A 21884-nucleotide genomic window follows, 5' to 3' on the forward strand; every position below is an offset into this window, starting at 1 on the left:
TTCCCTTCGTACGCGGTCGTCGCGCCGCGTACGCCCACTGGTGAGCGTTGCAGCAAGCGCTTTCTACATACGGAGAAGCTAGCCTCTGAACCGTGGTCTGGACAAGACCGTGACCAGGACGAGTTGTTCGAGGGGGCGAACAACCGGGGGTCGGGGGCTTAAGGTCTGGTCGGAACCTTGGCCATGGATTCGGTGAGGCCGGGGCCGTCGGCCTGCTCGGAACCGTTGTGACGGGTCCGGGTGTGTACAAGGGCGACGACGAGATGCACGACCGGAGGACGACGAGATGACGGTGACCCTGGCGGACGTGGCGGCCCGCGCGCAGGTCTCGCCCGCGACGGTGTCGCGCGTGCTGAACGGGAACTACCCCGTTGCCGCCTCCACCCGTGAGCGGGTGCTGAAGGCCGTGGACGAGCTGGACTATGTGCTCAACGGACCCGCGAGCGCCCTGGCCGCCGCCACCTCCGACCTGGTCGGGATCCTGGTGAACGACATCGCCGACCCCTTCTTCGGGATCATGGCGAGCGCGATCCAGGCCGAGATCGGCGGCCCGGGCGGCCGTGCGGGCGGGGAAAGACTCGCGGTGGTCTGCAACACGGGCGGCTCCCCGGAGCGGGAGCTGACGTATCTCACGCTGCTGCAGCGCCAGCGTGCGGCGGCCGTGGTGCTGACCGGCGGGGCGATCGAGGACGCGGAGCACAAGGCGGCCATGGACGCGAAGCTGCGCAAGCTCGCCGACGCCGGGACGCGGGTGGTGCTGTGCGGGCGGCCGCCGGCGCCGGAGACCGGGGCGATCGCGCTGACCTTCGACAACCGCGGGGGCGGCCAGGAACTCACCGAGCACCTGATCGGCCTCGGCCACCGGCGGCTCGGCTACATCGCGGGCCCCGAGGAGCGGACCACGACCCGCCACCGACTGGAGGGCCACCGGGCCGCGCTCGCCGCGCACGGCATCGAGGAGGACTCCCGGTGGACCGTGCACGGCCGCTACGACCGCAGGTCCGGCTACGAGGCGACGCTGGAGCTGCTCCGGCGTGACCCGTCCCTGACGGCGGTCGTCGCAGCGAACGACTCCGTCGCGCTGGGGGCGTGCGCGGCGCTGCGCGACTCCGGGCGGCGGATCCCCGAGGACGTGTCGGTGGCCGGCTTCGACGACCTGCCCTTCAGCATCGACGCGGTGCCTTCGCTCACGACGGTCCGGTTGCCGCTGGCGGAGGCCGGGGCACGGGCCGGGCGGATCGCGATGGGCCGCGAGGAGGCGCCGCCCGGGGGGATCGCCTCGGTGCGGGGGGAGTTGATGGTGCGGGGGTCCTCCGGGGTGCCGCGGGTTTCTTAGTCCTGGGGGTTGCTGCCCGGGTCTGCTGGGGGTGCCGCGAGTTTCCCGGTGCTGGGCGTCGCCGCCCGGCCCTGCTGGGGGCTGCCGCCCCCAGGCCCCCGCTTCGGCCTGAATGGCCTCGTCCTCAAGCGCCGGACGGGCTGGAGTGTCGCTGATCGGCGTTGTTCGCGTGCACGCCGGACGGGCTGGAGTGTGGCTGGTCGGCGTTGTTCGCGTGCACGCCGGACGGGCTGACAGTCGCCGTGAATCCGAACAGATCCGGCACCCCGTCCCGCGGCCCCGCCTCCACCGTCCGTTCGATGCGCAGGCCCGCTGTCACCGCCCCGTTGAGCAGTTCGGCGAGTGGGACGTGCCAGGCGCCGAGGCGGGCGCGGACGCCGGTGGTGTTCCAGGAGGCGAAGGTGTGGGACCGGTCGGCGTACCCGGTGTCGATCACCGTCCTGGACACGTCCTGGCGGTCGGCGAAGGCGCCGACGAAGCAGGGGTGCACTCCGAGGTGGACGAAACGGCCGCCGGGGGCCAGCACGCGGCCGATCTCGCGGAGCACGGCGGCGTAGTCGGGCACATCCGTGCTGGCGAGGACGCACACCGCGGCGGGCACCGAGCCGTCGGCCAGGGGCAGTGCGGTCGCGTCGGCGACGGCCACGGGCAGGCGCTCGGCGGCATGGCGGAGCTGGTTGCGGGAGAGGTCGACACCGACGGGGCTCCAGCCCAGGTCGGCCACGGTCGGCGCGTGGGCGCCGGTGCCGCAGCACACGTCGAGGCAGGTGCTGCCGTCGCCGCGGCCCAGCAGGTCGGCGAGGGTGGCGTGGACGCGGCGGATGTAGTCGCTGCCCGCCGGAGACATCAACGCGTTGTACCAATCGGCGTGTTCGTCGTACACCGCCGTCGTCCTCGAGGTCACCATGGCCCGGACGCTAACGCCCCCGCACCCGCCCAGGAGACGCGTTCGCCGCGAGCGTGACGCACACGGCCGCACACGACTGCCCCGGCGGCGATGAGTTTCGCGTCGTAGGCCGGTCTGCAGTGCCGTCATCGCCCGAGCGAGAAAGCGGAGTGAGTCCCATGCGCATCGTGATCACCGAGTTCATCAGCCTGGACGGCGTCGTACAGGCGCCCGGCGGGCCGCAGGAGGACACCGACGGGGGTTTCGCGCACGGCGGCTGGTCGCACCCGTACTTCGACGAGGAGGTGCTGGGCGGCGCCTTCGACGCCGGTCTCGGCGGTGCCGAGGCGCTGCTGTTCGGGCGGCGGACATGGCAGACGATGGCGGGGGCCTGGCCCGAGCGGGCCGGGGACCCCTTCGCCGACCGGATGAACTCCCTGAAGAAGTACGTCGTCTCCAGCACGCTCGCCGAAGCCGATCTCACCTGGAACAACAGCTCCCTCATCCCCGGCGACCAGGCCGTGGCCCGGATCCGCGAGCTGCGCGAGACCGAGGGCGGCGACCTCGCGATGATGGGCAGCCCGACCCTCGTACGGACGCTGCTGTCCGAGGGCCTCGTCGACGAGCTCCAGCTCATCGTCATGCCGGTGCTCCTCGGCGGCGGCAAGACGATCTTCCCCGGGGACGGCGCGAAGCGCCCGATGGAACTGGTCTCCACGACCACCGCCAAGACCGGCGCCCAGGTGTGCGTGTACCGGCCTGCGGCCCCGACGGAGGGCTAGCCTCCGATGTCCTGGACGGTCTAGGCTCGGCTCCAGCAGATCTCTGACTGAGTCAACTATCGACCGACGATCGACACCGGGGCGTGGCCCATGACCGTCCAGGACATCCGCTCCTTCAACCGCTTCTACACGAACGTCATCGGCGCGCTCGACTACGGTCGGCACCTCTACGCCCCCTACACCCTCACCGAGTCCCGCGTGCTCTACGAGCTGGCCCACGCGCCGCGCACCGACGCCGCCGACCTACGGGGCCAGCTGCACCTGGACGCCGGATACCTGAGCCGCATCCTGAACAAGTTCGAGGAGGACGGGCTGATCGAGCGCGGCCCGTCCGAGAAGGATCCGCGCCGCCGCCGCATCACCCTCACCGCACCAGGCCGCGAGGCCGCCGCGCTGCTCGACGAGCGGGCGAGAGAAACGGTCGGGTCGCTGCTGGACACCGTGCGCGCCGAGGACCGGCCCCGGTTGGGGGACGCTCTGCGGACGGTCCGGGAGCTTCTCGGCGACGGCCGGGCACCCCGCCCCGAGGACGTCGTCCTGCGCGAGCCCGCCCCCGGCGACCTCGGCTGGATCGTGCAGCGCAACGCCGCGCTGTACGCCGCCGAGTACGGCTTCAACGCCGACTACGAGGGCCTGGTCGCCCGGATCGTCGCGGACTACGGCGAGGACCACGACCCGCATCTGGAGCGCACCTGGATCGCCGAGCTGGACGGGCGGCCCGTGGGGTGCGTGATGTGCGTACGGGACGACGCCCCTGGGACCGCCCGGCTCCGGCTGCTGCTCGTCGAGCCGGACGCGCGCGGCCTGGGCATCGGCGACCGGCTGGTGGGAGCCCTCGTCGACTTCGCCCGCGAGGTCGGCTACCGCGAGGTCGTCCTGTGGACCAACGACATCCTCGGCGCGGCCCGCCGCATCTACCAGCGCCACGGCTTCGCCCTGGTCGCGGAGAAACCGCACCGCTCCTTCGGCCGGGACCTGACCGGCCAGGACTGGCGGTTGGATCTTCACGCAACACCTGACTGATGAAGGGGAGTCGCGGGCGTGGGTGCCGGGTAGGGTCCGTCCACATGAAGCTGGCGTTCTCCACCCTCGGTGTCCCCGGCATGCCCTTGCCCGACGTCCTGCGGCTCGCGACCGCGCACGGCTACCACGGCGTGGAGCTGCGCACCCACGCGGAGGAACCGGTCCACCCCGGCCTCGGCCCCGCCGAACGGGCCGAGGTCGCGGCCGAGTTCAAGGGGTCGGGCGTAGAGATCCTCGGCCTCGCGGGATACGCGCGCGTCGCCGCGCCGGGCGACGACGAACCCGTCCTGGCCGAGATCCGTGCCCTCCTCGACCTGGCCCGTGACCTCGGCGCCCCGTACATCCGTGTCTTCCCCGGCGGCGACCTGGACGTCCAGACCCCCGAGGAGGCCGACGCGACGGCCGCCCGGCGGCTCGGCACGGCCGCCGAGTACGCCAACGACCTGGGCGTACGCATCCTTCTCGAAACCCACGACTCCCACCGCACCGCCGCCGACGCGATGCGCGTCCTCGGCCTCGTCGGCCACCTCCAGGTCGGCGCGCTCTGGGACGTCATGCACACCTGGCTCGGCGGCGAACAGCCCTCCGAGACCTACGCGGCGCTCTCCCCCCACCTCGGCTACGTCCAGGTCAAGGACATCGCCTCCGCCGAGGACACCACCCCCCTGCCCCTCGGCGCGGGCGTCCTCCCCCTCGCCGAGTGCGTCGAAGTCCTCTCCCGCCACAACTGGGACGGCTGGCTGTGCTGGGAGTACGAGAAGCGCTGGTACGAGTCGGCGGCCCCCCTGCCCGACCTGCTCCAAGCGGGCCGCGAACACCTGGGCAGGCTGCTGAACGACTCGGCGTGACGGGGCACCTCCCATGACGCCGACACTGCACACCCCCCGCCTCCTCCTGGACCCCTACACCCCGGAGGACGAAGAGCGCTTCGTCGCCCTGTTCCAGGACACCCGGGTGTCCCGCTGGATGGGCGACGGACCGGCGTCCGAACCGGAGGACCGGGCCCTGTTCGGGCGGATCTTCACCAAGGTCTACTCCCAGGACCTGTTCGACGTGTGGGCGGTCCGGCGCGACGGGATTCTCGTCGGGCACGCGGAGATCAAGCGGACCGACGAGGTGGACGGCCACGAGATCGTCTACGCGCTGGCTCCCGAGGCCTGGGGCGGCGGCCTCGGGACGGAACTGGCCGAGGCGCTCGTGGCATACGGGTTCCGGACGCTCGGGCTCAGGGAGGTCCACGCCACCGTGGACGCGCGGAACACGGCCTCGCTGCACCTCCTCGGCAGGATCGGATTCGCCCACGTCAGGGACGTCGAGGAGGACGACGGGAGTCTCACCCGGGTGCTGACCCGACCGGTGCGGTGATCTTCGCAAGAATCCGGCAAGAATTTCTTACCCGACCGTGCAACCCTTTGCCCCCGACGGCGGTCGTACATGGTGTCAGGACTTCTGGGGGGAGATCTGGGGGGATCGCGGGGGATCCTGACGGGAGGGGAAAAGCCGAGGGGGCCCGGTCGACGGACCGGGCCCCCTCGAAACTTTTCAGGGCCACCGAGCGAGCCGTTCAAGGCCTCAGAAGAAGACGCCGCACCTCAGCAGCACATTCGCGTACGGCCGCGCCTCGCCCGTGCGGACGACCAGCCGCGCACCCGCCGACAGCTCCTTGAGCCGCTCGTGCGAGACGAGGTCCAGCGACGGGAAGTGGGTCTCCAGCAGCTCCGAGGCCTCCGGGTTGGCGTCCCGTACCTCCGTCGCCGCCGTCGCGCCCTCGATCACCAGCTCGGCCAGCAGCCCCTCCACCACCTCTGCGAACCCCGGCACCCCGGCCCGGAAGGCCAGGTCCACCACCCGGGGACCGTCCGGGATCGGCATGCCCGCGTCGCACACCAGCACCCCGTCCCCATGGCCCAGCTCGGCCAGCGCACCGGCGAGGTGACGGTTCAGTATTCCGGCCTTCTTCACAGCGCAGCGACCTCCGCCGCCGTAGGGAAGGACGCCTGCGCGCCCTCCTTCGTCACGGTCGCCGCCCCGACCCTCGCCGCGTACGCCGCCGCCTCCGCCAGGGACTCGCCCGCCCCCAGCCGGGTGGCCAGCGCCGCGGTGAACGCGTCTCCCGCGCCGGTCGTGTCCACGGCGTCCACCTTCACGGACGCGACCCGGGAGACCCCCTCCGAGGAGGCCACCAGCGCGCCTTCCCCGCCCAGCGTCACCACCACCGACCGCGGCCCCTTCGCCAGCAGGATCCGGGCCCAGTCCTCCGGGCTGTCCCCCACGGCGGACGAACCCAGGATCACCTTCGCCTCGTGCTCGTTGACGATCAGCGGGTCGCAGGCCGCCAGCACCTCCGACGGAAGGGGGCGCGGCGGCGACGGGTTCAGGACGAAACGGCTGTCCGGAGCAAGGTTCCGTACGACCGCCACCACCGTCTCCAGCGGGATCTCCAGCTGCGCCGACACCACCCGGGAGCTCTGGAAGAGGCACGCGGCGGCGCTCACGTCCTCCGGGGCCAGCCGGCCGTTCGCGCCCGGCGAGACGACGATGCTGTTGTCCCCGGACGGGTCGACCGTGATCAGGGCGACCCCGGTCGGCGCGCCGCCCACCAGGACACCCACCGTGTCCACACCGGCGTCCCGCTGCGACTCCAGCAGCAGACGGCCGTGCGCGTCGTCGCCTACCCGGGCCAGCAGCGCCGTACGGGCTCCGAGCCGGGCGGCGGCGACCGCCTGGTTCGCGCCCTTGCCGCCCGGGTGGACGGCCAGGTCGGAGCCGAGCACGGTCTCGCCGGCACCGGGCCGGCGCTCGACACCGATCACCAGGTCGGCGTTGGCCGACCCCACGACCAGGAGGTCGTAGTCGTACATGAGTGGTCTCCCCACGTGAGTGACAGGGCCGGGCGGGCCCATGTGCTGGGTGCCGCCCGGCCGTTCCCCTATGCCGGTGATGTCGGAGACATCGGCGATGTCAGCCGCTGAAGCCGGCCACGTTCTCCTTCGTGACCACCTTCACCGGCACCTTCACCGTCTCCTCGACCTTCTTGCCCTTCAGTGCCTTCAGCGCGTTGTCCACGGCGATCTTCCCGAGCTGCGAGGGCTGCTGCGCCACCGACGCGTACAGGCTGCCGCCCTCGACCGCCTTCAGTCCGTCGGGCGTGCCGTCGAAGCCGACCACCGAGACCGACTTGCCGGCCTTGGAGCCCAGGGCCTTGATCGCGCCGAGGGCCATCTCGTCGTTCGCGGCGATGACGCCCTGGACGTCCGGGTGGGCCTGGAGCAGGTTCGACATGACGTCGAGGCCCTTGGTGCGGTCGAAGTCGGCGGGCTGCTGGGCGACGACCTGGATGCCCGGGAAGGCCTTCAGCCCCTTCTCGAAGCCCGCGGCCCGCTCGCGGGCGGCGGAGGTGCCCGCCTGGCCCTGGAGGATCACGATCTTGCCCTTGCCGCCGAGCTTCTCGCCGATCGACTTCGCGGCGAGTTCACCACCGGCGACGTTATCGGAGGCGACCAGCGTGTCCAGCGTGGCGTTGTTGACGACACGGTCCACGGCGATGACCGGGATATCCGCCTTGTCGGCGGCCTTCACCGAGTTGCTGGCGGCGTCCGAGTCCACCGGGTTGACGATGATCGCGCCGAGCCCGGAGCTGGTGAAGTTCTGCAGCTGGTTGGCCTGCTGGGAGGCGTCGTTCTGCGCGTCCGTGACGGTCAGGTCGATGCCCAGCTTCTTCGCCTCGGCCTCGGCGCCCGCCCGGATCTGCACGAAGAAGGGGTTGTTGAGGGTGGACAGCGACAGGCCCATCTTCGGGGCGCTGGTGGCGGAGGAGCCGTTGTGCAGGAAGGACGTGGCGCCGACGATCGCGACGGTGACGACGGCCGCGAGCCCGTACGTCGCCGCCTGCTTGCCCTTGCCTCCTTGCGAGGAACCGGCCGCCCCCGCGGTCGCCCCCGCCTTGCGGCGGGCGGTGTCGAGGAGCACGGCCAGCGCGATGACGACGCCGATGACGACCTGCTGCCAGAACGCCGAGACGTTCAGCAGGTTCAGCCCGTTGCGCAGCACGGCCAGGATCAGCGCGCCGATCAGCGTCCCGGACGCCTTGCCCGTACCGCCCGCGAGGGAGGCACCGCCGATGACGACCGCCGCGATGGCGTCCAGTTCGTAGCCGTCGGCGGCCTGCGGCTGCGCGGAGGACAGCCGGGCGGCGAGGACGACACCGGCGACGGCGGCGAAGACGCCGGACAGCGCGTAGATGGCGAGTTTCTGCTTCTTCACGCGCAGGCCGGACAGCCGCGCGGCCTCCTCGTTGCCGCCGATCGCGTACATCGAGCGGCCGATGTAGGTACGGCCGAGCACGAACGCCGCGATCAGACCCATCACGATCATGACCAGGACGGGCACGGGCAGCCAGCCGCCGAGCGTGTCGCCGAGGTGGGAGACCGAGTCGGGCAGGGCGATCGGGGAGCCCTCGGAGATGACCAGGGAGAGGCCGCGGGCGACCGACAGCATGGCCAGCGTCGCGATGAACGGCGGCAGCTTGCCGTAGGAGATCAGGATGCCGTTGACCAGGCCGCACGCGATACCGGTGGCTATGACCAGCAGGACGGCGACGAAGACGGGGACGCCCGCCGAGGTGGCGGTCCACGCGAGCACCGTGGCCGACAGCGCGGCGACCGAGCCCACCGACAGGTCGATGCCCGCCGAGACGATCACGAAGGTCACACCGAAGGCGAGGATGGCGGTCACGGCCGCCTGGACGCCGACGTTGAGGAGGTTGTCGGCCGTCAGGAAGTCGCCGGACAGCGCCGACATCGCGATGACGAGGACGATGAGCGCGGTGAGCGCGCCGTTGTCGAGCAGCAGGCGGCGCAGGCCCCCCGAGGCGGCTCCCGCGCCCGTCGTGCTCTTGAGCGTGTCAGTGGCCACGGGAGGCCTCCTTGTCTGTGCTGGGGTTGCTTACTGCGAGCGCCATCACGGCGTCCTGGGTGGCCTCGTCGGCGGAGAGCTCACCCGCGATCCGGCCCTGGGCCATCACCAGCACCCGGTCGCTCATGCCGAGCACCTCGGGCAGATCGCTGGAGATCATGAGTACGGCGGCACCGGCCGCCGTCAGTTCGTTGACGAGCTGGTAGATCTCGACCTTGGCGCCGACGTCGATACCGCGCGTCGGCTCGTCGAGGATCAGCACCTTGGTGTCGGCGAGCAGCCACTTGCCGATGACGACCTTCTGCTGATTGCCGCCGGACAGCGTGCGCACGTGCTGGCCGAGGCCCGCCATCCGCACCCCGAGCTGCTCGGCGATCCGGGCCGCGGCCTCCCGCTGCCCCTTGAGGTCGACGAGCCCCGCACGCGTGGCCGACCGCAGCGTCACCAGGCCGAGGTTCTCCTCGACCGACGCGTCCAGCACCAGGCCCTGGCCCTTGCGGTCCTCGGGGATGAGGCCGATGCCGGCGGTCATGGCGGCGTTGACGTCGTGCCCCTTCAGCGCGGCCCCGGAGACCTTCACGGTCCCCTTGTCGTACGGATCGGCCCCGAAGACCGCCCGCACGACCTCGGTACGACCGGCGCCGACCAGCCCGGCGATACCGACGACCTCACCGGCCCGCACCTCGAAGCCGACGTCGTGGAAGACCCCGTCCCGGGTCAGCCCCTCGACGGTGAGCAGCGCGTCGCCCTTCTCGGGCCGCTCGCGCGGGTACTGCTGCTCGATCGACCGACCCACCATGAGCCGCACGAGCTCGTCCTCGGGGGTGGAGGCGGGCACCTGGCCGACGCTCTTCCCGTCCCGGATGACCGTGACCCGGTCGCCCAGGGCGGCGATCTCCTCCAGATGGTGCGTGATGAAGACGATCCCGACGCCGTCCTCGCGGAGCTTGCGCACGATCGCGAAGAGCTTCTCGACCTCCTCGGAGGTGAGCACGGCGGTCGGCTCGTCCATGATCAGCACACGCGCGTCGAGGCTCAGCGCCTTGGCGATCTCCACCATCTGCAGGCGCGCGATACCGAGTTCACGCACCCGTGCGCGCGGAGAGACGCTGACCCCGACGCGCTTCAGCAGCACCTCGGCGTCGGCCTCCATCCGCCCCCGGTCGATCATCCCGAACCGGCGCGGCTGGCGCCCCAGGAAGATGTTCTCGGCGACCGTCAGGTCGGGGACGAGGTTGAACTCCTGGTAGATGGTGGCGATCCCGAGCCGCTCGGAGTCCTGCGCACCCTGGATGCGCGTCTCCTCGCCGCCGACCAGGATCCGTCCGGCGTCGGGGGTGTAGGCGCCGGAGAGCATCTTGATGAGGGTGCTCTTGCCCGCGCCGTTCTCACCGAGCAGCACATGCACCTCGCCCCGGCGCAGGTCGAAGTCCACGCTGTCCAGCGCGACCACACCCGGGAAGGTCTTCCGTATGCCCTCGATGCGCAGCAACTCGTCCGCGTTGCTCACGTCTGGCTCCTGTTCGTTACGGGGGACGGCTCCAAAGAGTCCGGTTGCTCGCCGCACGAGCGGCGTACGACGAGCCGGGCGGGGAGGGTGACGGACTCCCCGGGCCGGCCCTCGATCCGGGCGACCAGCGCGCGCACTGCGGCACGCCCCAGCTCACCCGTCGGCTGGGCGATGGCGGTGATGGGCGGATCGGTGTGCACGAACCACGGGATGTCGTCGAACGCGGCCAGCGCGATGTCCTCCGGCACCCGCACGCCACGCGCGCGTACGGCGTCCAGCGCGCCGAGCGCCATCAGGTTGTCGGCCGCGAACACGACCTCGGGCGGCTCGGCCAGGTCGAGGAACCCTTCGGTGACCCGGCGCCCGCTCTCGGCCTGGAAGTCGCCCTGCCCTATGTAGGCGTCGGGCAGTTCGAGGCCGTACGCGCCGAGCGCCTCCCGGAAGGCCTCCACGCGCTCCCGGCCGGTCGTGGTCGCCGCCGGGCCCGCGATGATCGCGAGCCGCCGGTGGCCGAGCCCGTGCAGATGCGCCACGAGATCCCGTACGGCACTCCGGCCGTCCGCCCGCACCACCGGCACGTCCACGCCCGGGATCCACCGGTCCACGAACACCATGGGCGTCCCGGCCCGCGCGGCGTCCAGCATCAGCGGCGAGCCGCCGTCCGTGGGGGAGACGAGCAGCCCGTCGATGCGCCGGTCCAGCAGGTTCCGTACGTGGTGGTCCTGGAGGTCGGGCCGCTCGTCGGCGTTGCCGATGATGACGCTGTAGCCCAGCGCGCGGGCCTCCTCCTCGACGGAGCGGGCCAGTGCGGTGAAGTAAGGGTTCAGTACGTCGCTGATGACCAGGCCGAGGGTCTGGGTCTTCTCGGTGCGCAGGGAGCGGGCGACGGCGTTCGGGCGGTAGCCCAGGGCCCCGACGGCGGCCAGCACGCGTGCGCGTGCCTCGGCGCTGACCGACGGGTGGTCGTTCAGGACGCGCGAGACCGTGGCGACGGACACGCCGGCCTCGGCAGCGACGTCCTTGATACTGGCCACCGCCGCTCCACCTCCTTGTGGATCAGTCGTGGGAGCCCTGCTGGAGGGCTCGTGGAATCGATTACATCGACGGGTGGATGGAATCGATTACACGCCGGTAAATCAAGACCCCCGGGGCACGTCGCAACCGGATCGTGATGTCGCGGGAGGCTCCCTGCCGGTCCAGGGTGGAAGGAGGAGGTCCGTTTCCAGGGCGAGCGGAGGAGCCATGACGGCGGCGACCCGGAACGACGTACCCGTCGCCCTCGGCGGCGACGGTGTAGAGGTGCGCAACATGCCCATCGGGGGCGATATGTCGGTCAGCTACATCAGCCTGCCGCAGGGCACGGACATGGGCCCGGCCCTCAAGGGCCTGCCCGACGACGCGTGCCAGTGCCCCCACTGGGGCTATGTGCTGAAGGGCCGGATCCGGATGCGCACGGCGTCCGGCGAGGAGGAGTACGAGGCGGGGCAGGCGTACTACTGGCCTCCGGGCCATGTACCGCTCGCGCTGGCGGACAGCGAACTGGTGGAGTTCTCCCCGACCGACGAATTCAAGCAGGTGATCGATCACGTGGTGGCGCAGTCCGGGTGAGACGGGCAGGGGGTTCCCCAGGGGCCGATGAGTTTCGCCGGCCGGAGGGGTCCACCCCTCATCGTCCGGTCCCCTCGACGTCTCGTCGATCACAGGAGGAGCCCCGTGCCTCAGCTACTGCGCGTGCAGAACTTCAACGTCTCCAGCGACGGATTCGGCGCCGGTGAGAACCAGAGCCTTGAGCGGCCGTTCGGCCACGCCGACCCCGGCACGATGTTCGCGTGGGCCGGGGCGACGGCGAGCTGGCCGAACCGTACCGACCCTGGCGGCAGCCGCGGCCTCGACGACTACCTCACACGCGACTTCGCCCACAATATCGGCGCCGAGATCATGGGCCGCAACAAGTTCGGCCCCCAGCGCGGCCCCTGGCAGGACCACGAGTGGCAGGGCTGGTGGGGCGACGAACCGCCCTTCCACACCCCGGTCTTCGTGATGACCCACCACCAGCGTCCCTCCTTCACCCTCTCCGACACCACGTTCCACTTCGTCACCGGCGACCCGACCGACGTCCTCGCCCAGGCCCGGGAAGCGGCCCAGGGCAAGGACGTCCGCCTCGGGGGAGGGGCCGCCACCATCCGGGAGTTCTTGGACGCGGACTTGGTCGACACGCTGCACGTGGCGGTCTCGCCGGGGGTGAAACTCGGGTCCGGCTCACGGCTCTGGGAGTCGCCCGACGAGCTACTGGACCGCTTCCACTGCGATGTCGTACCGAGCCCGAGCGGGGTGACGCACCACCTGTTCTGGCGACGGTGAGGGACGGTGAGGCGAGTGGAGCGTTCGGGACAACGGGGGGTCCGTGTACCTGGGCTTTCGGGGTCGCGGGCGGCCCGATCGCTCCACTTTCCACGTCCCCGGTGCGTCACTAACCGACCCGCTGCATCGCTTTCCGGTGCCGTTCCGCCATAGCGGCTCCGGACTCGCGGCGGGCCATCCTGCGCAGGACGGAGGGCGCGAGGAGCAGCCCGGCGATTGCCCAGGCGGCCAGCACGCCCGCTGTCTCCAGGGGCCGCCAGGACTCGCCGATCTCGGCGGCGACCGCGTCGGTCGGCAGCAGCGCCGAGCGGAGACCGAGGCCGAGCCAGTACACGGGGAAGATCTGCCCGACGGTCTGCAGCCACTCGGGCAGCTTCGACAGAGGGAAGTAGATGCCGGAGATCACGACGAGTCCCATCACCGGAAGCATCAGCAACCCGACCGTGCGCGGACTGTCGACGAGTGAGCCGATGACAGCGCCCATCGGCAGGGTCGCCAGGAGACCCAGCGGCACCACCCACACCAGCGTCAGCAACGCTCCACCGCCCTGCTGAGCAACCCCGTGTACCAGGAACAGGCCCACGGCGAAGGGGAGTGCCATGGAGACGAGAGCTGTCCCCGAGACCATGATGATCTTGCCGACCAGGTGGCCGACCATGCCGTGGGGCACGGCCTTGGCCCGCAGCAGGGTGCCGTCCTCGCGCTCGGTCGCGAGGAGTTGCGCCGTGGTCATCATCCCGGTGAACGCGAGCGTCATCCCCAGCATGCTCGGCAGCATGAACGCGCCGACCGAGATGCCGGCGCCCTTCAGCGGATCGTCCCTGACCAGGAACAGCGGCACCATGAGCAGAACCGTCCAGAGCACGTAACCGAAAACGTCCTGGCCGGTGGTGAAGGTCTGCCGGAGTTCCGTCCAGCCGCGCCGCACTCCCACCACCGCCGCGTGCCACACCGGACTCATCGCGATCCCTCCCCGAAAGCGTGCACCGCTCGCTCTTCGGGAACGCTCCCCGTCTCGAGCTCCCGCACCATCGTCAGGTAGGTGTCCTCCAGGCTCGCCCGGCGCACCTCCAGTCCGCCGATCGCCTCGCCGTGCTCCTCGAACAGCCGACGGACGAACCCGGTGGGCTCGGCCGTCGTCTCCTCGAAGGGCTGTCCGTCCCGCGTCCAGCGCACGGTGGCCTCCGCCGATGCCTGCCGCGACAGTTCCTCGGCCGAGCCGTCGGCCACGATCCGGCCACCGGCCAGAATGAGGATCCGGTCGGCGAGCTTCTCCGCCTCGGCAAGGTCGTGCGTGGTCAGCAGCACAGTGGTGTTCTCGTCCGCCAGCCCGCGTACCAGGCCGTGGAACTCGTTCCTCGCCTCCGGGTCCAGACCCGCCGTCGGCTCGTCCAGGAACAGCACCTCAGGTCTGCCCACGATGCCGACGGCCACGTCGAAACGCCTGCGCTGCCCGCCGGACAGAGTTCCGATCCGCTTGTCCGCTTGCTCGGTCAGCCCCACTGCGGCGAGGAGTTCGTCGACGTCCCACGGCCGCCGCACGAGGGCGGTGGAGTACGGCGCGTAGTACGAGCCGAGATGGGCCAGCAGTTCCCGCACCCGCCACTTGCCGTGGTCGCGCCAGGACTGCAACACGATGCCCAGGCGCGCACGCCACCGCTCGTCCCCGTCGGCGGGATCGGCGCCGAGGACGGTCACGTCACCGGCGGAACGTATCCGGAAGCCTTCCAAGACCTCGATCGTGGTCGTCTTGCCCGCGCCGTTCGGGCCGAGCAGCAGGACGACTTCGCCTCGCCGGGCCGTGAAGCCGACACCCTTCAATACGTCCTGGCCGCGGTAGCGCATCCGCAGATCCCGTACGTCGATGACGGTGTCGCTCTCTGGCGGTGGGCTGTTCCCAGCCCCGGATAAGGCGTGAGTGGTCGTCATCGGTGTTCCCCCGTCGCTCTCGTGGTCCGTCTTGCGGGAACAGGGGCCGGAGGCCGTGCCGCCGTCCGTGGTCATGGGACGTGTCTGCGGCTGTGGCTGCCGTTGCCACCCGGCAGCAGCCGTTCGGGCCCTCCCGGGCGAACACATTACCGAACGGTTCAGGTATCTCACCCTGTTCCACTGCCCCGGCGAACGTTCCTGGTCAGAGCGCTAGTCGCCGCCGCCGGCCCCGCCGGCTGAACCCCACCCACGCCGACTACAGACAGCCGACCAGCACAACGGCCCCCACGGCCTCGACCCAGAAGTAGAACCAGGACGGGTAGAACGCCGACGGCCGTTCCACCACCCGCGCCACCAACCGCCCGAACGCCATCCCCGCCAGCGACACCGCCACCGTGAGGACCACCCCTGACCGCACCCCACCGGAACCACCGAGCACCGCCCAGGTGAGCAAGGCACCGACCGCGACCCCGAATCCGCCGTAGACGGCCCTGACTTCGGCGCGGGCCTCCGGGACGGACAGCTCGATGCCGAAGGGGCGGATGAGCGCCCTGGGGGCGACGAGCCCGAAGAGCCCCATGCCCAGGAAGAACAGCGCGACGATGCCTGTGCAGAGTGAGGTCATGGCGGTGAGCGTGCCGTCCGTGAGCGCGGGCCCTCAATTACTTCCCGGGTCATGGCCAGGGCTACGGCCGAGCCGTGCTCCTCTGCTCTCCGCGACCCGCTTGACGTCCCGCAGGGACTCGGTGAGCCGCCGGGCCAGGTAGTGCAGTTCCGCACTCGTCACCCGGCGTTCTGCGAGGAGTTCGTCGGCGTGGCCGAGGAGATCGCCCGCCATGGCGAGCTGTACGTCCTCGATGTCGTCGGCGAGACGGGAGACGTAGCCGGTCCCGTCGCCGACGAGGTAGCAGGGCCTGCCCTCGGGGCTCGTCCACGGCAGCAGCCGCCCCTGCGCTGAGCTGGTCATACGCCGGCCTCTGCCATCAGGTAGGGGCGGACCAGCCGGTTGTCCTCACCGCGCAGCGGTCGCTCCTCGGGGCGGCGGGCCGTCGCGGCCCTGACGCCGTCGTGGCAGTACGGGCACGGGGGCGGAGCCGGTGATCGCCGTCGCCGCCCGCGAGGCGGGAGCAGGAGGCGGAGGAGCGGCTCCAGGAGCCGGGCGATGCGGTCTGTCATGTCTGTCGGCCTTCCCACCTGCGGTGACTGCGTTCTGTGCTGAATCACTCACAGAGTGGGGTCGGGCCTCGCTACGCTGCCAGGGGCTGGAGCTTGACATCACGCCTGTCAGGAAGAGGAGTTGCCGCATGGACGAACGCCGCAGGCCTCGGTCGTCGCGGGAGAAGTACGGGGAGGAACTGAGGCTGCGGCGTACGGTAGCCCGCCTCACTCAGGAGCAACTGGGCGACCAAGTCGTATGCTCACCCACGTTGATCAGCCACTTTGAGGCAGGGCGTCGGCTGCCGAAGCCAGATGATGCCCAGCGGATCGACCGGGCGCTGGGGACGGACGGGTTCTTCGTGCGCTGGCTGGAGGACCTGGAGTCGGAGTACCGCGACGACTTCGCGGCTGTGGCTGAGTTGGAGCAGCAGGCAACGCTGATCCAGCAGTTCGCGCTCACACTGGTCCCGGGCATTCTCCAGACCCCCGAATATGCGCGAGCTGTGTTCAGCGCGTATCGGCCGAACCCCATCGCCAAGGAACTTGACAAGGCAGTTGTCATCCGAACGAGGCGCGCCAGGCTGTTGGACGATCCGTCGAAGCCGGTCGTCTGGACGCTGCTCGACGAGGCCGTAATCAGACGCCAGGTCGGCGGACCGCAGGTCATGGCCGATCAGTTGCGAAGGATCGTGGACTTGGCCGAGTCCGGGCGTCTGCGGCTCCACGTGCTCCCGTACGAGGCGGGAGCGCACGCGCTGCAGCAGGGCCTCCTGACCCTGATGTCCTTCGAGGACTCCGCTCCGGTGGCGTACGTCGAAACCTTCCTCGTCGGTCAACTGATTGACAACCCGCCCCTGGTGAGCACCGCGCAAGCGGCCTACGCTCTCGCGCTCAGCGACGCGTTGTCCCAGCAGGATTCACTTGCCCTCGTCAGGGCAGCAGCGAAGGAGCACTCGCATGACCGGCCTTGAGATCACCGGGTGGTACAAGTCCAGCTACAGCGGAGGGGAATCCCCGCAAGGCGAATGCCTGGAAGTCGCCCACGGCCACCCCGGCATCCCCGTCCGGGACAGCAAATCCACCCCCGGCCCCATCCTCACCTTCTCGGCGACTGGCTGGACTGCTTTCGTCACCGCCGTCAAGGAAGGCCAGTTCACCGCCGCAAGCTGTAACTGACCAGCGATGCCCCCACCACCGACCCGAGGGTCGGCACGAGGAACTGCGTGAACGCGGTCCAGCCCGCTCATGGAGAGCCCGCTCATGGAGATCCTGCTCATCCTGATGAGCTTCGAGGACTCCGCCCCGGTGGCGTCAGAACGCTTACGCTCTGGCCCTGAGCGACGCGTTGTCGCAGCAGGATTCACCGCCCCTCGTCAGGTCCGCAGCGGAGGAGCACGCACGTGATCAGCAGTGAGCGCACCGGCTGGTTCAAGTCCAGCTACAGCGGCGGCAGCCAAGCCGATTGCCTGGAAGTCGCCCACGGCCACCCCGACATCCCCGTCCGGGACAGCAAATCCACCCCCGGCCCCACCCTCACCTTCTCGGCGACCGGCTGGACCGCCTTCGTCACCGCCATCAAGGACGGCCACTTCACCGCCGCAAGCTGTAGCTGACCAGCGACGCCCCCACCACGGACCCGAAGGCCGGCAAGAGGAACTGGGTGAACGCGGTCCAGCCCCACACGATTCCGGCGCATGCCGCCGTCGTGTTGACGGCCACGGCCAGAATCCACAGGGCGACGCTCTGAGCCTGAGGTGACATCGTTCCTCAATTCACGGCGAATCAAGCCTGAATTCTCCCACGGGAATGGCAGGGAAAAAGGACAGCTAAGATGCTTGAACTGTAAAGCTTCTGCTTGCTCTTGTGAATTCACCGTGAAAGACGGCGGGGGCGTTGTCCTACCCGGGCGGTACGGTCGCTCCATGACCGATCAGGGCGAGCGGCGACTGGCCACGCTGGAGGGCGTACTCGAGCGCATCACGTACGCCAACGAGGAGAACGGCTACACGGTCGCCCGGGTCGACACCGGCAGAGGCGGCGGTGATCTGCTCACGGTCGTCGGTGCGCTGCTCGGCGCGCAGGTCGGTGAGTCCCTGCGCATGGAGGGCCGTTGGGGCTCGCATCAGCAGTACGGGAAGCAGTTCCATGTGGAGAACTACACGACCGTTCTGCCGGCCACGGTGCAGGGCATTCGCCGCTATCTCGGCTCGGGGCTGGTCAAGGGAATCGGCCCGGTCTTCGCCGACCGGATCACCCAGCATTTCGGGCTGGACACCCTCCAGATCATCGAGGAGGAGCCGAAGCGGCTGATCGAGGTCCCGGGCCTCGGCCCCAAGCGGACGAAGAAGATCGCCGACGCCTGGGAGGAACAGAAGGCGATCAAGGAGGTCATGCTCTTCCTCCAGACCGTCGAGGTGTCGACGTCCATCGCCGTCCGCATCTACAAGAAGTACGGTGACGCCTCGATCGGGGTCGTGAAGAACCAGCCGTACCGGCTCGCCTCCGACGTCTGGGGCATCGGCTTTCTCACCGCCGACAAGATCGCCCAGTCCGTCGGCATTCCGCACGACAGCCCGGAGCGCGTCAAGGCGGGCCTGCAGTACGCGCTGTCGCAGTCCACCGACCAGGGCCACTGCTTCCTCCCGGAGGAGCAGCTGATCAAGGACGCGGTCAAGCTGCTCCAGGTCGACACGGGCCTGGTCATCGAGTGCCTGGCGGAGCTGGCCGAGCCCGGGGAGGACGGCGAGGAGCCCGGCGTCGTACGGGAGAAGGTCCCGGGGCCGGACGGCGGGGAGCCGGTCACCGCCATCTACCTCGTGCCCTTCCACCGGGCCGAACTCTCCCTCTCCGCCCAGTTGCTGCGCCTCCTGCGCACCGAGGAGGACCGGATGCCGGGCTTCCGCGCGGTGGCTTGGGGCAAGGCCCTCAGCTGGCTCAAGGGGCGTACGGGTACCGACCTCGCTCCGGAGCAGGAGGCCGCCGTCAAGCTGGCGCTGACCGAGAAGGTCGCCGTCCTCACGGGCGGCCCCGGCTGCGGCAAGTCCTTCACGGTCCGCTCGATCGTGGAGCTGGCCCGCGCCAGGAAGGCGAAGGTGGTGCTGGCCGCGCCGACCGGGCGGGCCGCCAAGCGTCTGTCCGAGCTGACCGGTGCCGAGGCCTCCACGGTCCACCGCCTGCTGGAACTGAAGCCGGGCGGTGACGCGGCCTATGACCGGGATCGTCCGCTGGACGCCGACCTGGTGGTGGTCGACGAGGCGTCGATGCTGGACCTGCTGCTGGCCAACAAGCTGGTGAAGGCCGTGCCGCCGGGGGCGCATCTGCTGTTCGTCGGGGACGTGGACCAGTTGCCGAGCGTGGGCGCGGGGGAGGTGCTGCGGGATCTGCTCGCCGACGGGGGACCGATCCCCGCCGTCCGTCTGACCCGGGTCTTCCGGCAGGCCCAGCAGTCGGGCGTGGTGACGAACGCCCACCGGATCAACGCCGGCCAACACCCGGTCACCGACGGCATGAAGGACTTCTTCCTCTTCGTCGAGGACGACACGGAGGAGGCCGGGCGGCTCACCGTGGATGTGGCGGCCCGTCGTATTCCCGCCAAGTTCGGGCTGGACCCGCGCCGCGATGTGCAGGTCCTCGCCCCCATGCACCGGGGCCCGGCGGGCGCGGGCACCCTGAACGGGCTGCTCCAGCAGGCCGTCACCCCGGCCCGCCCCGACCTGGCGGAGAAGAGAATCGGCGGGCGGGTGTTCCGCGTCGGGGACAAGGTCACCCAGATTCGCAACAATTACGAGAAGGGCGAGAACGGCGTCTTCAACGGCACCGTGGGCGTGGTGACCTCGCTCGACCCGGTCGAGCAGCGGCTGACCGTGCTGACGGACGAGGACGAGGAGGTTCCGTACGACTTCGACGAGCTGGACGAGCTGGCGCACGCGTACGCCGTGACGATCCACCGCTCCCAGGGCAGCGAGTACCCGGCGGTCGTCATCCCGGTCACCACGGGCGCCTGGATGATGCTCCAGCGCAACCTCCTCTACACGGCGGTCACCCGGGCCAAAGGGCTGGTCGTCCTCGTCGGTTCACGCAAGGCGATCGGCCAGGCGGTGCGCACGGTGTCGGCGGGCCGGCGGTGCACGGCACTCGATTTCCGGCTCGGATCGCACGGATCGCAAAAAAATGATCGATCAAACGAGTCGTGAAGGTCACAGAGGCTTCCGGATGGGGAAGACAGGGGGCAGGATGAGCAAGTTGACGGCACTCAGTGCCGTCAATAGGCCCGATGGTCGACCCCGAGTGCACTCTCCTGAGCCAAGTGGGGGATGGTAGAGACAGTCAGGGCAACCTCGAAGATGAGGCACAACGTCGGTGAGGGAAGACGTGAGCGACAACTCTGTAGTACTGCGGTACGGCGACGGCGAGTACACCTACCCGGTGATCGACAGCACCGTCGGGGACAAGGGCTTCGACATCGGTAAGCTCCGCGCCCAGACCGGTCTGGTGACACTGGACAGCGGTTACGGCAACACCGCCGCGTACAAATCCGCCATTACCTACCTGGACGGCGAAGCGGGCATCCTGCGGTACCGCGGGTACCCGATCGAGCAGCTGGCCGAGCGCTCCACCTTCCTGGAGGTCGCCTACCTGCTGATCAACGGCGAGCTGCCGACCGTCGACGAGCTCTCGACGTTCAAGAACGACATCACGCAGCACACCCTGCTGCACGAGGACGTCAAGAACTTCTACAAGGGCTTCCCGCGTGACGCCCACCCGATGGCCATGCTGTCCTCGGTCGTCTCGGCGCTGTCCACGTTCTACCAGGACAGCCACAACCCGTTCGACGAGCGTCAGCGCAACCTCTCCACGATCCGGCTGCTCGCCAAGCTCCCGACGATCGCGGCGTACGCGTACAAGAAGTCGATCGGTCACCCGTTCGTCTACCCGCGCAACGACCTCGGCTACGTCGAGAACTTCCTCCGCATGACCTTCTCGGTCCCGGCGCAGGAGTACGAGCTGGACCCGGTCGTGGTCTCGGCGCTCGACAAGCTGCTGATCCTGCACGCGGACCACGAGCAGAACTGTTCGACCTCCACGGTCCGTCTGGTCGGCTCCTCGCAGGCGAACATGTTCGCCTCGATCTCCGCCGGTATCAACGCCCTGTGGGGCCCGCTGCACGGCGGCGCCAACCAGTCGGTGCTGGAGATGCTGGAGGGCATCCGCGACTCCGGCGGCGACGTCGACACCTTCATCCGCAAGGTGAAGAACAAGGAGGACGGCGTCCGCCTGATGGGCTTCGGCCACCGGGTCTACAAGAACTTCGACCCGCGCGCCAAGATCATCAAGGCCGCCGCGCACGACGTGCTGTCCGCGCTCGGCAAGTCCGACGAGCTGCTGGACATCGCGCTGAAGCTGGAGGAGCACGCGCTCTCCGACGACTACTTCGTCCAGCGCAGCCTCTACCCGAACGTCGACTTCTACACCGGTCTGATCTACCGGGCCATGGGCTTCCCGACCGAGATGTTCACGGTCCTGTTCGCCCTCGGCCGGCTGCCGGGCTGGATCGCCCAGTGGCACGAGATGATCAAGGAGCCGGGTTCCCGCATCGGCCGCCCGCGCCAGATCTACACGGGCGTGGTCGAGCGCGACTTCGTTCCCGTCGAGGCCCGCTGAGGCGCGTCGCCGTACCGCAAGAGCCCCCGCATCCGGCTGCCGGATGCGGGGGCTCTCGCGTAAGCACTGGAGGGGGATCTCTTACAAGATTTCTTACGCAATGAAGAAGGCGCCCCGGAACGCCGGTCCCCCCACGGGCCGACGGCCAGGGCGCCTTCCCAGTCCCGGTGCGGATTCCCCCCACGGGATCCGGCCGGGCGTCTGTGAGGACAGCGCCTGAATCGCTGTGAGCACAACGAGCAAAACTCGTCGTACCTCTGTTGTGTGCGATCTGCCGGGACAGCGCACGTCCGGGAGGGCCGCTCAAAGCTTCCCGGTGTGCGT

General features: G+C 69.9%; 24 protein-coding genes. 12 read left to right on the top strand and 12 right to left on the bottom strand.

Annotated elements, in window-relative coordinates; all coding sequences use genetic code 11:
- Nucleotides 1-286: 286 nt before the first annotated feature.
- Entirely contained in the window at nt 287-1336 is a 1050-nt protein-coding gene (locus tag NNW99_RS24325) for a LacI family DNA-binding transcriptional regulator (RefSeq protein WP_215121242.1), read from the top strand.
- Nucleotides 1337-1460: 124 nt separating this feature from the next.
- Here NNW99_RS24325 and NNW99_RS24330 read toward each other — a convergent pair whose 3' ends face one another.
- Nucleotides 1461-2243 carry a class I SAM-dependent methyltransferase gene (locus NNW99_RS24330; RefSeq protein ID WP_215121243.1) on the bottom strand — a complete coding sequence of 261 codons (783 nt, stop codon included), beginning with the start codon at nt 2241-2243 and terminating at the stop codon, nt 1461-1463.
- 158 nt (nt 2244-2401) lie between these two features.
- On the opposite strand from NNW99_RS24330, the gene NNW99_RS24335 reads away from it, so the two are divergent.
- From NNW99_RS24335 to NNW99_RS24350, 4 genes are all read left to right on the top strand, one after another.
- Nucleotides 2402-3004 (top strand): dihydrofolate reductase family protein, encoded by a 603-nt coding sequence (locus NNW99_RS24335; RefSeq protein WP_215121244.1) that lies wholly within the window; start codon nt 2402-2404, stop codon nt 3002-3004.
- 90 nt (nt 3005-3094) lie between these two features.
- Nucleotides 3095-4027, top strand: a complete 933-nt coding sequence (locus tag NNW99_RS24340) for a bifunctional helix-turn-helix transcriptional regulator/GNAT family N-acetyltransferase (RefSeq protein WP_215121245.1) — start codon at nt 3095-3097, stop codon at nt 4025-4027.
- Between the two features lie 44 nt (nt 4028-4071).
- A complete protein-coding gene (locus NNW99_RS24345) occupies nt 4072-4875 on the top strand; it encodes a sugar phosphate isomerase/epimerase (protein ID WP_215121246.1) in 804 nt (267 codons plus the stop codon).
- Nucleotides 4876-4888: 13 nt separating this feature from the next.
- Nucleotides 4889-5392 carry a GNAT family N-acetyltransferase gene (locus NNW99_RS24350; RefSeq protein ID WP_215121247.1) on the top strand — a complete coding sequence of 168 codons (504 nt, stop codon included), beginning with the start codon at nt 4889-4891 and terminating at the stop codon, nt 5390-5392.
- A gap of 207 nt (nt 5393-5599) precedes the next feature.
- Here NNW99_RS24350 and rbsD read toward each other — a convergent pair whose 3' ends face one another.
- The 5 genes from rbsD to NNW99_RS24375 form a co-directional block, all read right to left on the bottom strand.
- On the bottom strand, nt 5600-5989 hold the full coding sequence (gene rbsD / locus NNW99_RS24355; protein WP_215121248.1) for a D-ribose pyranase: 390 nt from the start codon (nt 5987-5989) through the stop codon (nt 5600-5602).
- Entirely contained in the window at nt 5986-6888 is a 903-nt protein-coding gene (locus NNW99_RS24360) for a ribokinase (protein WP_215121249.1), read from the bottom strand. The genes rbsD and NNW99_RS24360 overlap by 4 nt, the downstream gene beginning before the upstream one ends.
- Nucleotides 6889-6988: 100 nt before the next feature.
- Entirely contained in the window at nt 6989-8941 is a 1953-nt protein-coding gene (locus NNW99_RS24365; RefSeq protein ID WP_215121250.1) for a substrate-binding domain-containing protein, read from the bottom strand.
- On the bottom strand, nt 8931-10451 hold the full coding sequence (locus NNW99_RS24370) for a sugar ABC transporter ATP-binding protein (protein WP_215121251.1): 1521 nt from the start codon (nt 10449-10451) through the stop codon (nt 8931-8933). The genes NNW99_RS24365 and NNW99_RS24370 overlap by 11 nt, the downstream gene beginning before the upstream one ends.
- Nucleotides 10448-11485, bottom strand: coding sequence for a LacI family DNA-binding transcriptional regulator (locus NNW99_RS24375; protein ID WP_215121252.1), 1038 nt, complete (start codon nt 11483-11485; stop codon nt 10448-10450). The genes NNW99_RS24370 and NNW99_RS24375 overlap by 4 nt, the downstream gene beginning before the upstream one ends.
- A gap of 208 nt (nt 11486-11693) precedes the next feature.
- On the opposite strand from NNW99_RS24375, the gene NNW99_RS24380 reads away from it, so the two are divergent.
- Together NNW99_RS24380 and NNW99_RS24385 are read left to right on the top strand one after the other, a co-directional pair.
- Nucleotides 11694-12059 (top strand): hypothetical protein, encoded by a 366-nt coding sequence (locus tag NNW99_RS24380; protein ID WP_215121253.1) that lies wholly within the window; start codon nt 11694-11696, stop codon nt 12057-12059.
- A gap of 105 nt (nt 12060-12164) precedes the next feature.
- On the top strand, nt 12165-12812 hold the full coding sequence (locus NNW99_RS24385; protein ID WP_215121254.1) for a dihydrofolate reductase family protein: 648 nt from the start codon (nt 12165-12167) through the stop codon (nt 12810-12812).
- A gap of 109 nt (nt 12813-12921) precedes the next feature.
- Here the strand turns inward: NNW99_RS24385 and NNW99_RS24390 are convergent, their stop codons facing one another.
- The 5 genes from NNW99_RS24390 to NNW99_RS24410 form a co-directional block, all read right to left on the bottom strand.
- Nucleotides 12922-13773 (bottom strand): ABC transporter permease, encoded by an 852-nt coding sequence (locus NNW99_RS24390; protein WP_215121255.1) that lies wholly within the window; start codon nt 13771-13773, stop codon nt 12922-12924.
- The gene (locus NNW99_RS24395) at nt 13770-14741 is read right to left on the bottom strand and encodes an ABC transporter ATP-binding protein (RefSeq protein ID WP_215121256.1); all 972 of its coding nucleotides are present in this window, start codon (nt 14739-14741) and stop codon (nt 13770-13772) included. Before NNW99_RS24395 ends, NNW99_RS24390 begins: the two co-directional genes overlap by 4 nt.
- 256 nt (nt 14742-14997) lie before the next feature.
- On the bottom strand, nt 14998-15366 hold the full coding sequence (locus NNW99_RS24400) for a DUF4345 family protein (RefSeq protein ID WP_215121257.1): 369 nt from the start codon (nt 15364-15366) through the stop codon (nt 14998-15000).
- A gap of 33 nt (nt 15367-15399) precedes the next feature.
- Nucleotides 15400-15708, bottom strand: coding sequence for a hypothetical protein (locus tag NNW99_RS24405; protein ID WP_215121258.1), 309 nt, complete (start codon nt 15706-15708; stop codon nt 15400-15402).
- Complete coding sequence (locus NNW99_RS24410; RefSeq protein ID WP_215121259.1) at nt 15705-15917, bottom strand: hypothetical protein; 213 nt, start codon at nt 15915-15917, stop codon at nt 15705-15707. Before NNW99_RS24410 ends, NNW99_RS24405 begins: the two co-directional genes overlap by 4 nt.
- 128 nt (nt 15918-16045) lie before the next feature.
- Here NNW99_RS24410 and NNW99_RS24415 point away from each other — a divergent pair, with 128 nt between their 5' ends.
- The 3 genes from NNW99_RS24415 to NNW99_RS24425 all read left to right on the top strand — a co-directional run bounded on the left by NNW99_RS24415 (nt 16046) and on the right by NNW99_RS24425 (nt 17512).
- Nucleotides 16046-16870 carry a helix-turn-helix transcriptional regulator gene (locus NNW99_RS24415; RefSeq protein WP_215121260.1) on the top strand — a complete coding sequence of 275 codons (825 nt, stop codon included), beginning with the start codon at nt 16046-16048 and terminating at the stop codon, nt 16868-16870.
- Entirely contained in the window at nt 16857-17075 is a 219-nt protein-coding gene (locus tag NNW99_RS24420) for a DUF397 domain-containing protein (protein ID WP_215121261.1), read from the top strand. Before NNW99_RS24415 ends, NNW99_RS24420 begins: the two co-directional genes overlap by 14 nt.
- 224 nt (nt 17076-17299) lie before the next feature.
- Nucleotides 17300-17512, top strand: coding sequence for a DUF397 domain-containing protein (locus NNW99_RS24425; RefSeq protein ID WP_215121262.1), 213 nt, complete (start codon nt 17300-17302; stop codon nt 17510-17512).
- Here the strand turns inward: NNW99_RS24425 and NNW99_RS24430 are convergent.
- Complete coding sequence (locus NNW99_RS24430; RefSeq protein WP_215121263.1) at nt 17490-17660, bottom strand: hypothetical protein; 171 nt, start codon at nt 17658-17660, stop codon at nt 17490-17492. The genes NNW99_RS24425 and NNW99_RS24430 overlap by 23 nt on opposite strands.
- Nucleotides 17661-17821: 161 nt before the next feature.
- On the opposite strand from NNW99_RS24430, the gene NNW99_RS24435 reads away from it, so the two are divergent.
- Together NNW99_RS24435 and NNW99_RS24440 are read left to right on the top strand one after the other, a co-directional pair.
- Nucleotides 17822-20092, top strand: coding sequence for an ATP-dependent RecD-like DNA helicase (locus NNW99_RS24435; RefSeq protein WP_215121264.1), 2271 nt, complete (start codon nt 17822-17824; stop codon nt 20090-20092).
- Nucleotides 20093-20270: 178 nt separating this feature from the next.
- On the top strand, nt 20271-21560 hold the full coding sequence (locus NNW99_RS24440) for a citrate synthase (RefSeq protein ID WP_215121265.1): 1290 nt from the start codon (nt 20271-20273) through the stop codon (nt 21558-21560).
- Nucleotides 21561-21884: the final 324 nt, after the last annotated feature.

The sequence above is a fragment of the Streptomyces sp. CRCS-T-1 genome, assembly GCF_024442335.1.
GTDB lineage: Bacteria > Actinomycetota > Actinomycetes > Streptomycetales > Streptomycetaceae > Streptomyces > Streptomyces koelreuteriae.

Bases quoted from the DNA above. Each gene is read 5' to 3' on its own strand.
- NNW99_RS24410 (WP_215121259.1), bottom strand. From the start codon at position 15,917: ATGACAGACCGCATCGCCCGGCTCCTGGAGCCGCTCCTCCGCCTCCTG.
- NNW99_RS24330 (WP_215121243.1), bottom strand. From the start codon at position 2,243: ATGGTGACCTCGAGGACGACGGCGGTGTACGACGAACACGCCGATTGG.
- NNW99_RS24390 (WP_215121255.1), bottom strand. From the start codon at position 13,773: ATGAGTCCGGTGTGGCACGCGGCGGTGGTGGGAGTGCGGCGCGGCTGG.
- NNW99_RS24345 (WP_215121246.1), top strand. From the start codon at position 4,072: ATGAAGCTGGCGTTCTCCACCCTCGGTGTCCCCGGCATGCCCTTGCCC.
- NNW99_RS24360 (WP_215121249.1), bottom strand. From the start codon at position 6,888: ATGTACGACTACGACCTCCTGGTCGTGGGGTCGGCCAACGCCGACCTG.
- NNW99_RS24350 (WP_215121247.1), top strand. From the start codon at position 4,889: ATGACGCCGACACTGCACACCCCCCGCCTCCTCCTGGACCCCTACACC.
- NNW99_RS24380 (WP_215121253.1), top strand. From the start codon at position 11,694: ATGACGGCGGCGACCCGGAACGACGTACCCGTCGCCCTCGGCGGCGAC.
- NNW99_RS24405 (WP_215121258.1), bottom strand. From the start codon at position 15,708: ATGACCAGCTCAGCGCAGGGGCGGCTGCTGCCGTGGACGAGCCCCGAG.
- NNW99_RS24400 (WP_215121257.1), bottom strand. From the start codon at position 15,366: ATGACCTCACTCTGCACAGGCATCGTCGCGCTGTTCTTCCTGGGCATG.
- NNW99_RS24325 (WP_215121242.1), top strand. From the start codon at position 287: ATGACGGTGACCCTGGCGGACGTGGCGGCCCGCGCGCAGGTCTCGCCC.
- NNW99_RS24335 (WP_215121244.1), top strand. From the start codon at position 2,402: ATGCGCATCGTGATCACCGAGTTCATCAGCCTGGACGGCGTCGTACAG.
- NNW99_RS24395 (WP_215121256.1), bottom strand. From the start codon at position 14,741: ATGACGACCACTCACGCCTTATCCGGGGCTGGGAACAGCCCACCGCCA.
- NNW99_RS24430 (WP_215121263.1), bottom strand. From the start codon at position 17,660: ATGTCACCTCAGGCTCAGAGCGTCGCCCTGTGGATTCTGGCCGTGGCC.
- NNW99_RS24340 (WP_215121245.1), top strand. From the start codon at position 3,095: ATGACCGTCCAGGACATCCGCTCCTTCAACCGCTTCTACACGAACGTC.
- NNW99_RS24415 (WP_215121260.1), top strand. From the start codon at position 16,046: ATGGACGAACGCCGCAGGCCTCGGTCGTCGCGGGAGAAGTACGGGGAG.
- NNW99_RS24435 (WP_215121264.1), top strand. From the start codon at position 17,822: ATGACCGATCAGGGCGAGCGGCGACTGGCCACGCTGGAGGGCGTACTC.
- NNW99_RS24420 (WP_215121261.1), top strand. From the start codon at position 16,857: ATGACCGGCCTTGAGATCACCGGGTGGTACAAGTCCAGCTACAGCGGA.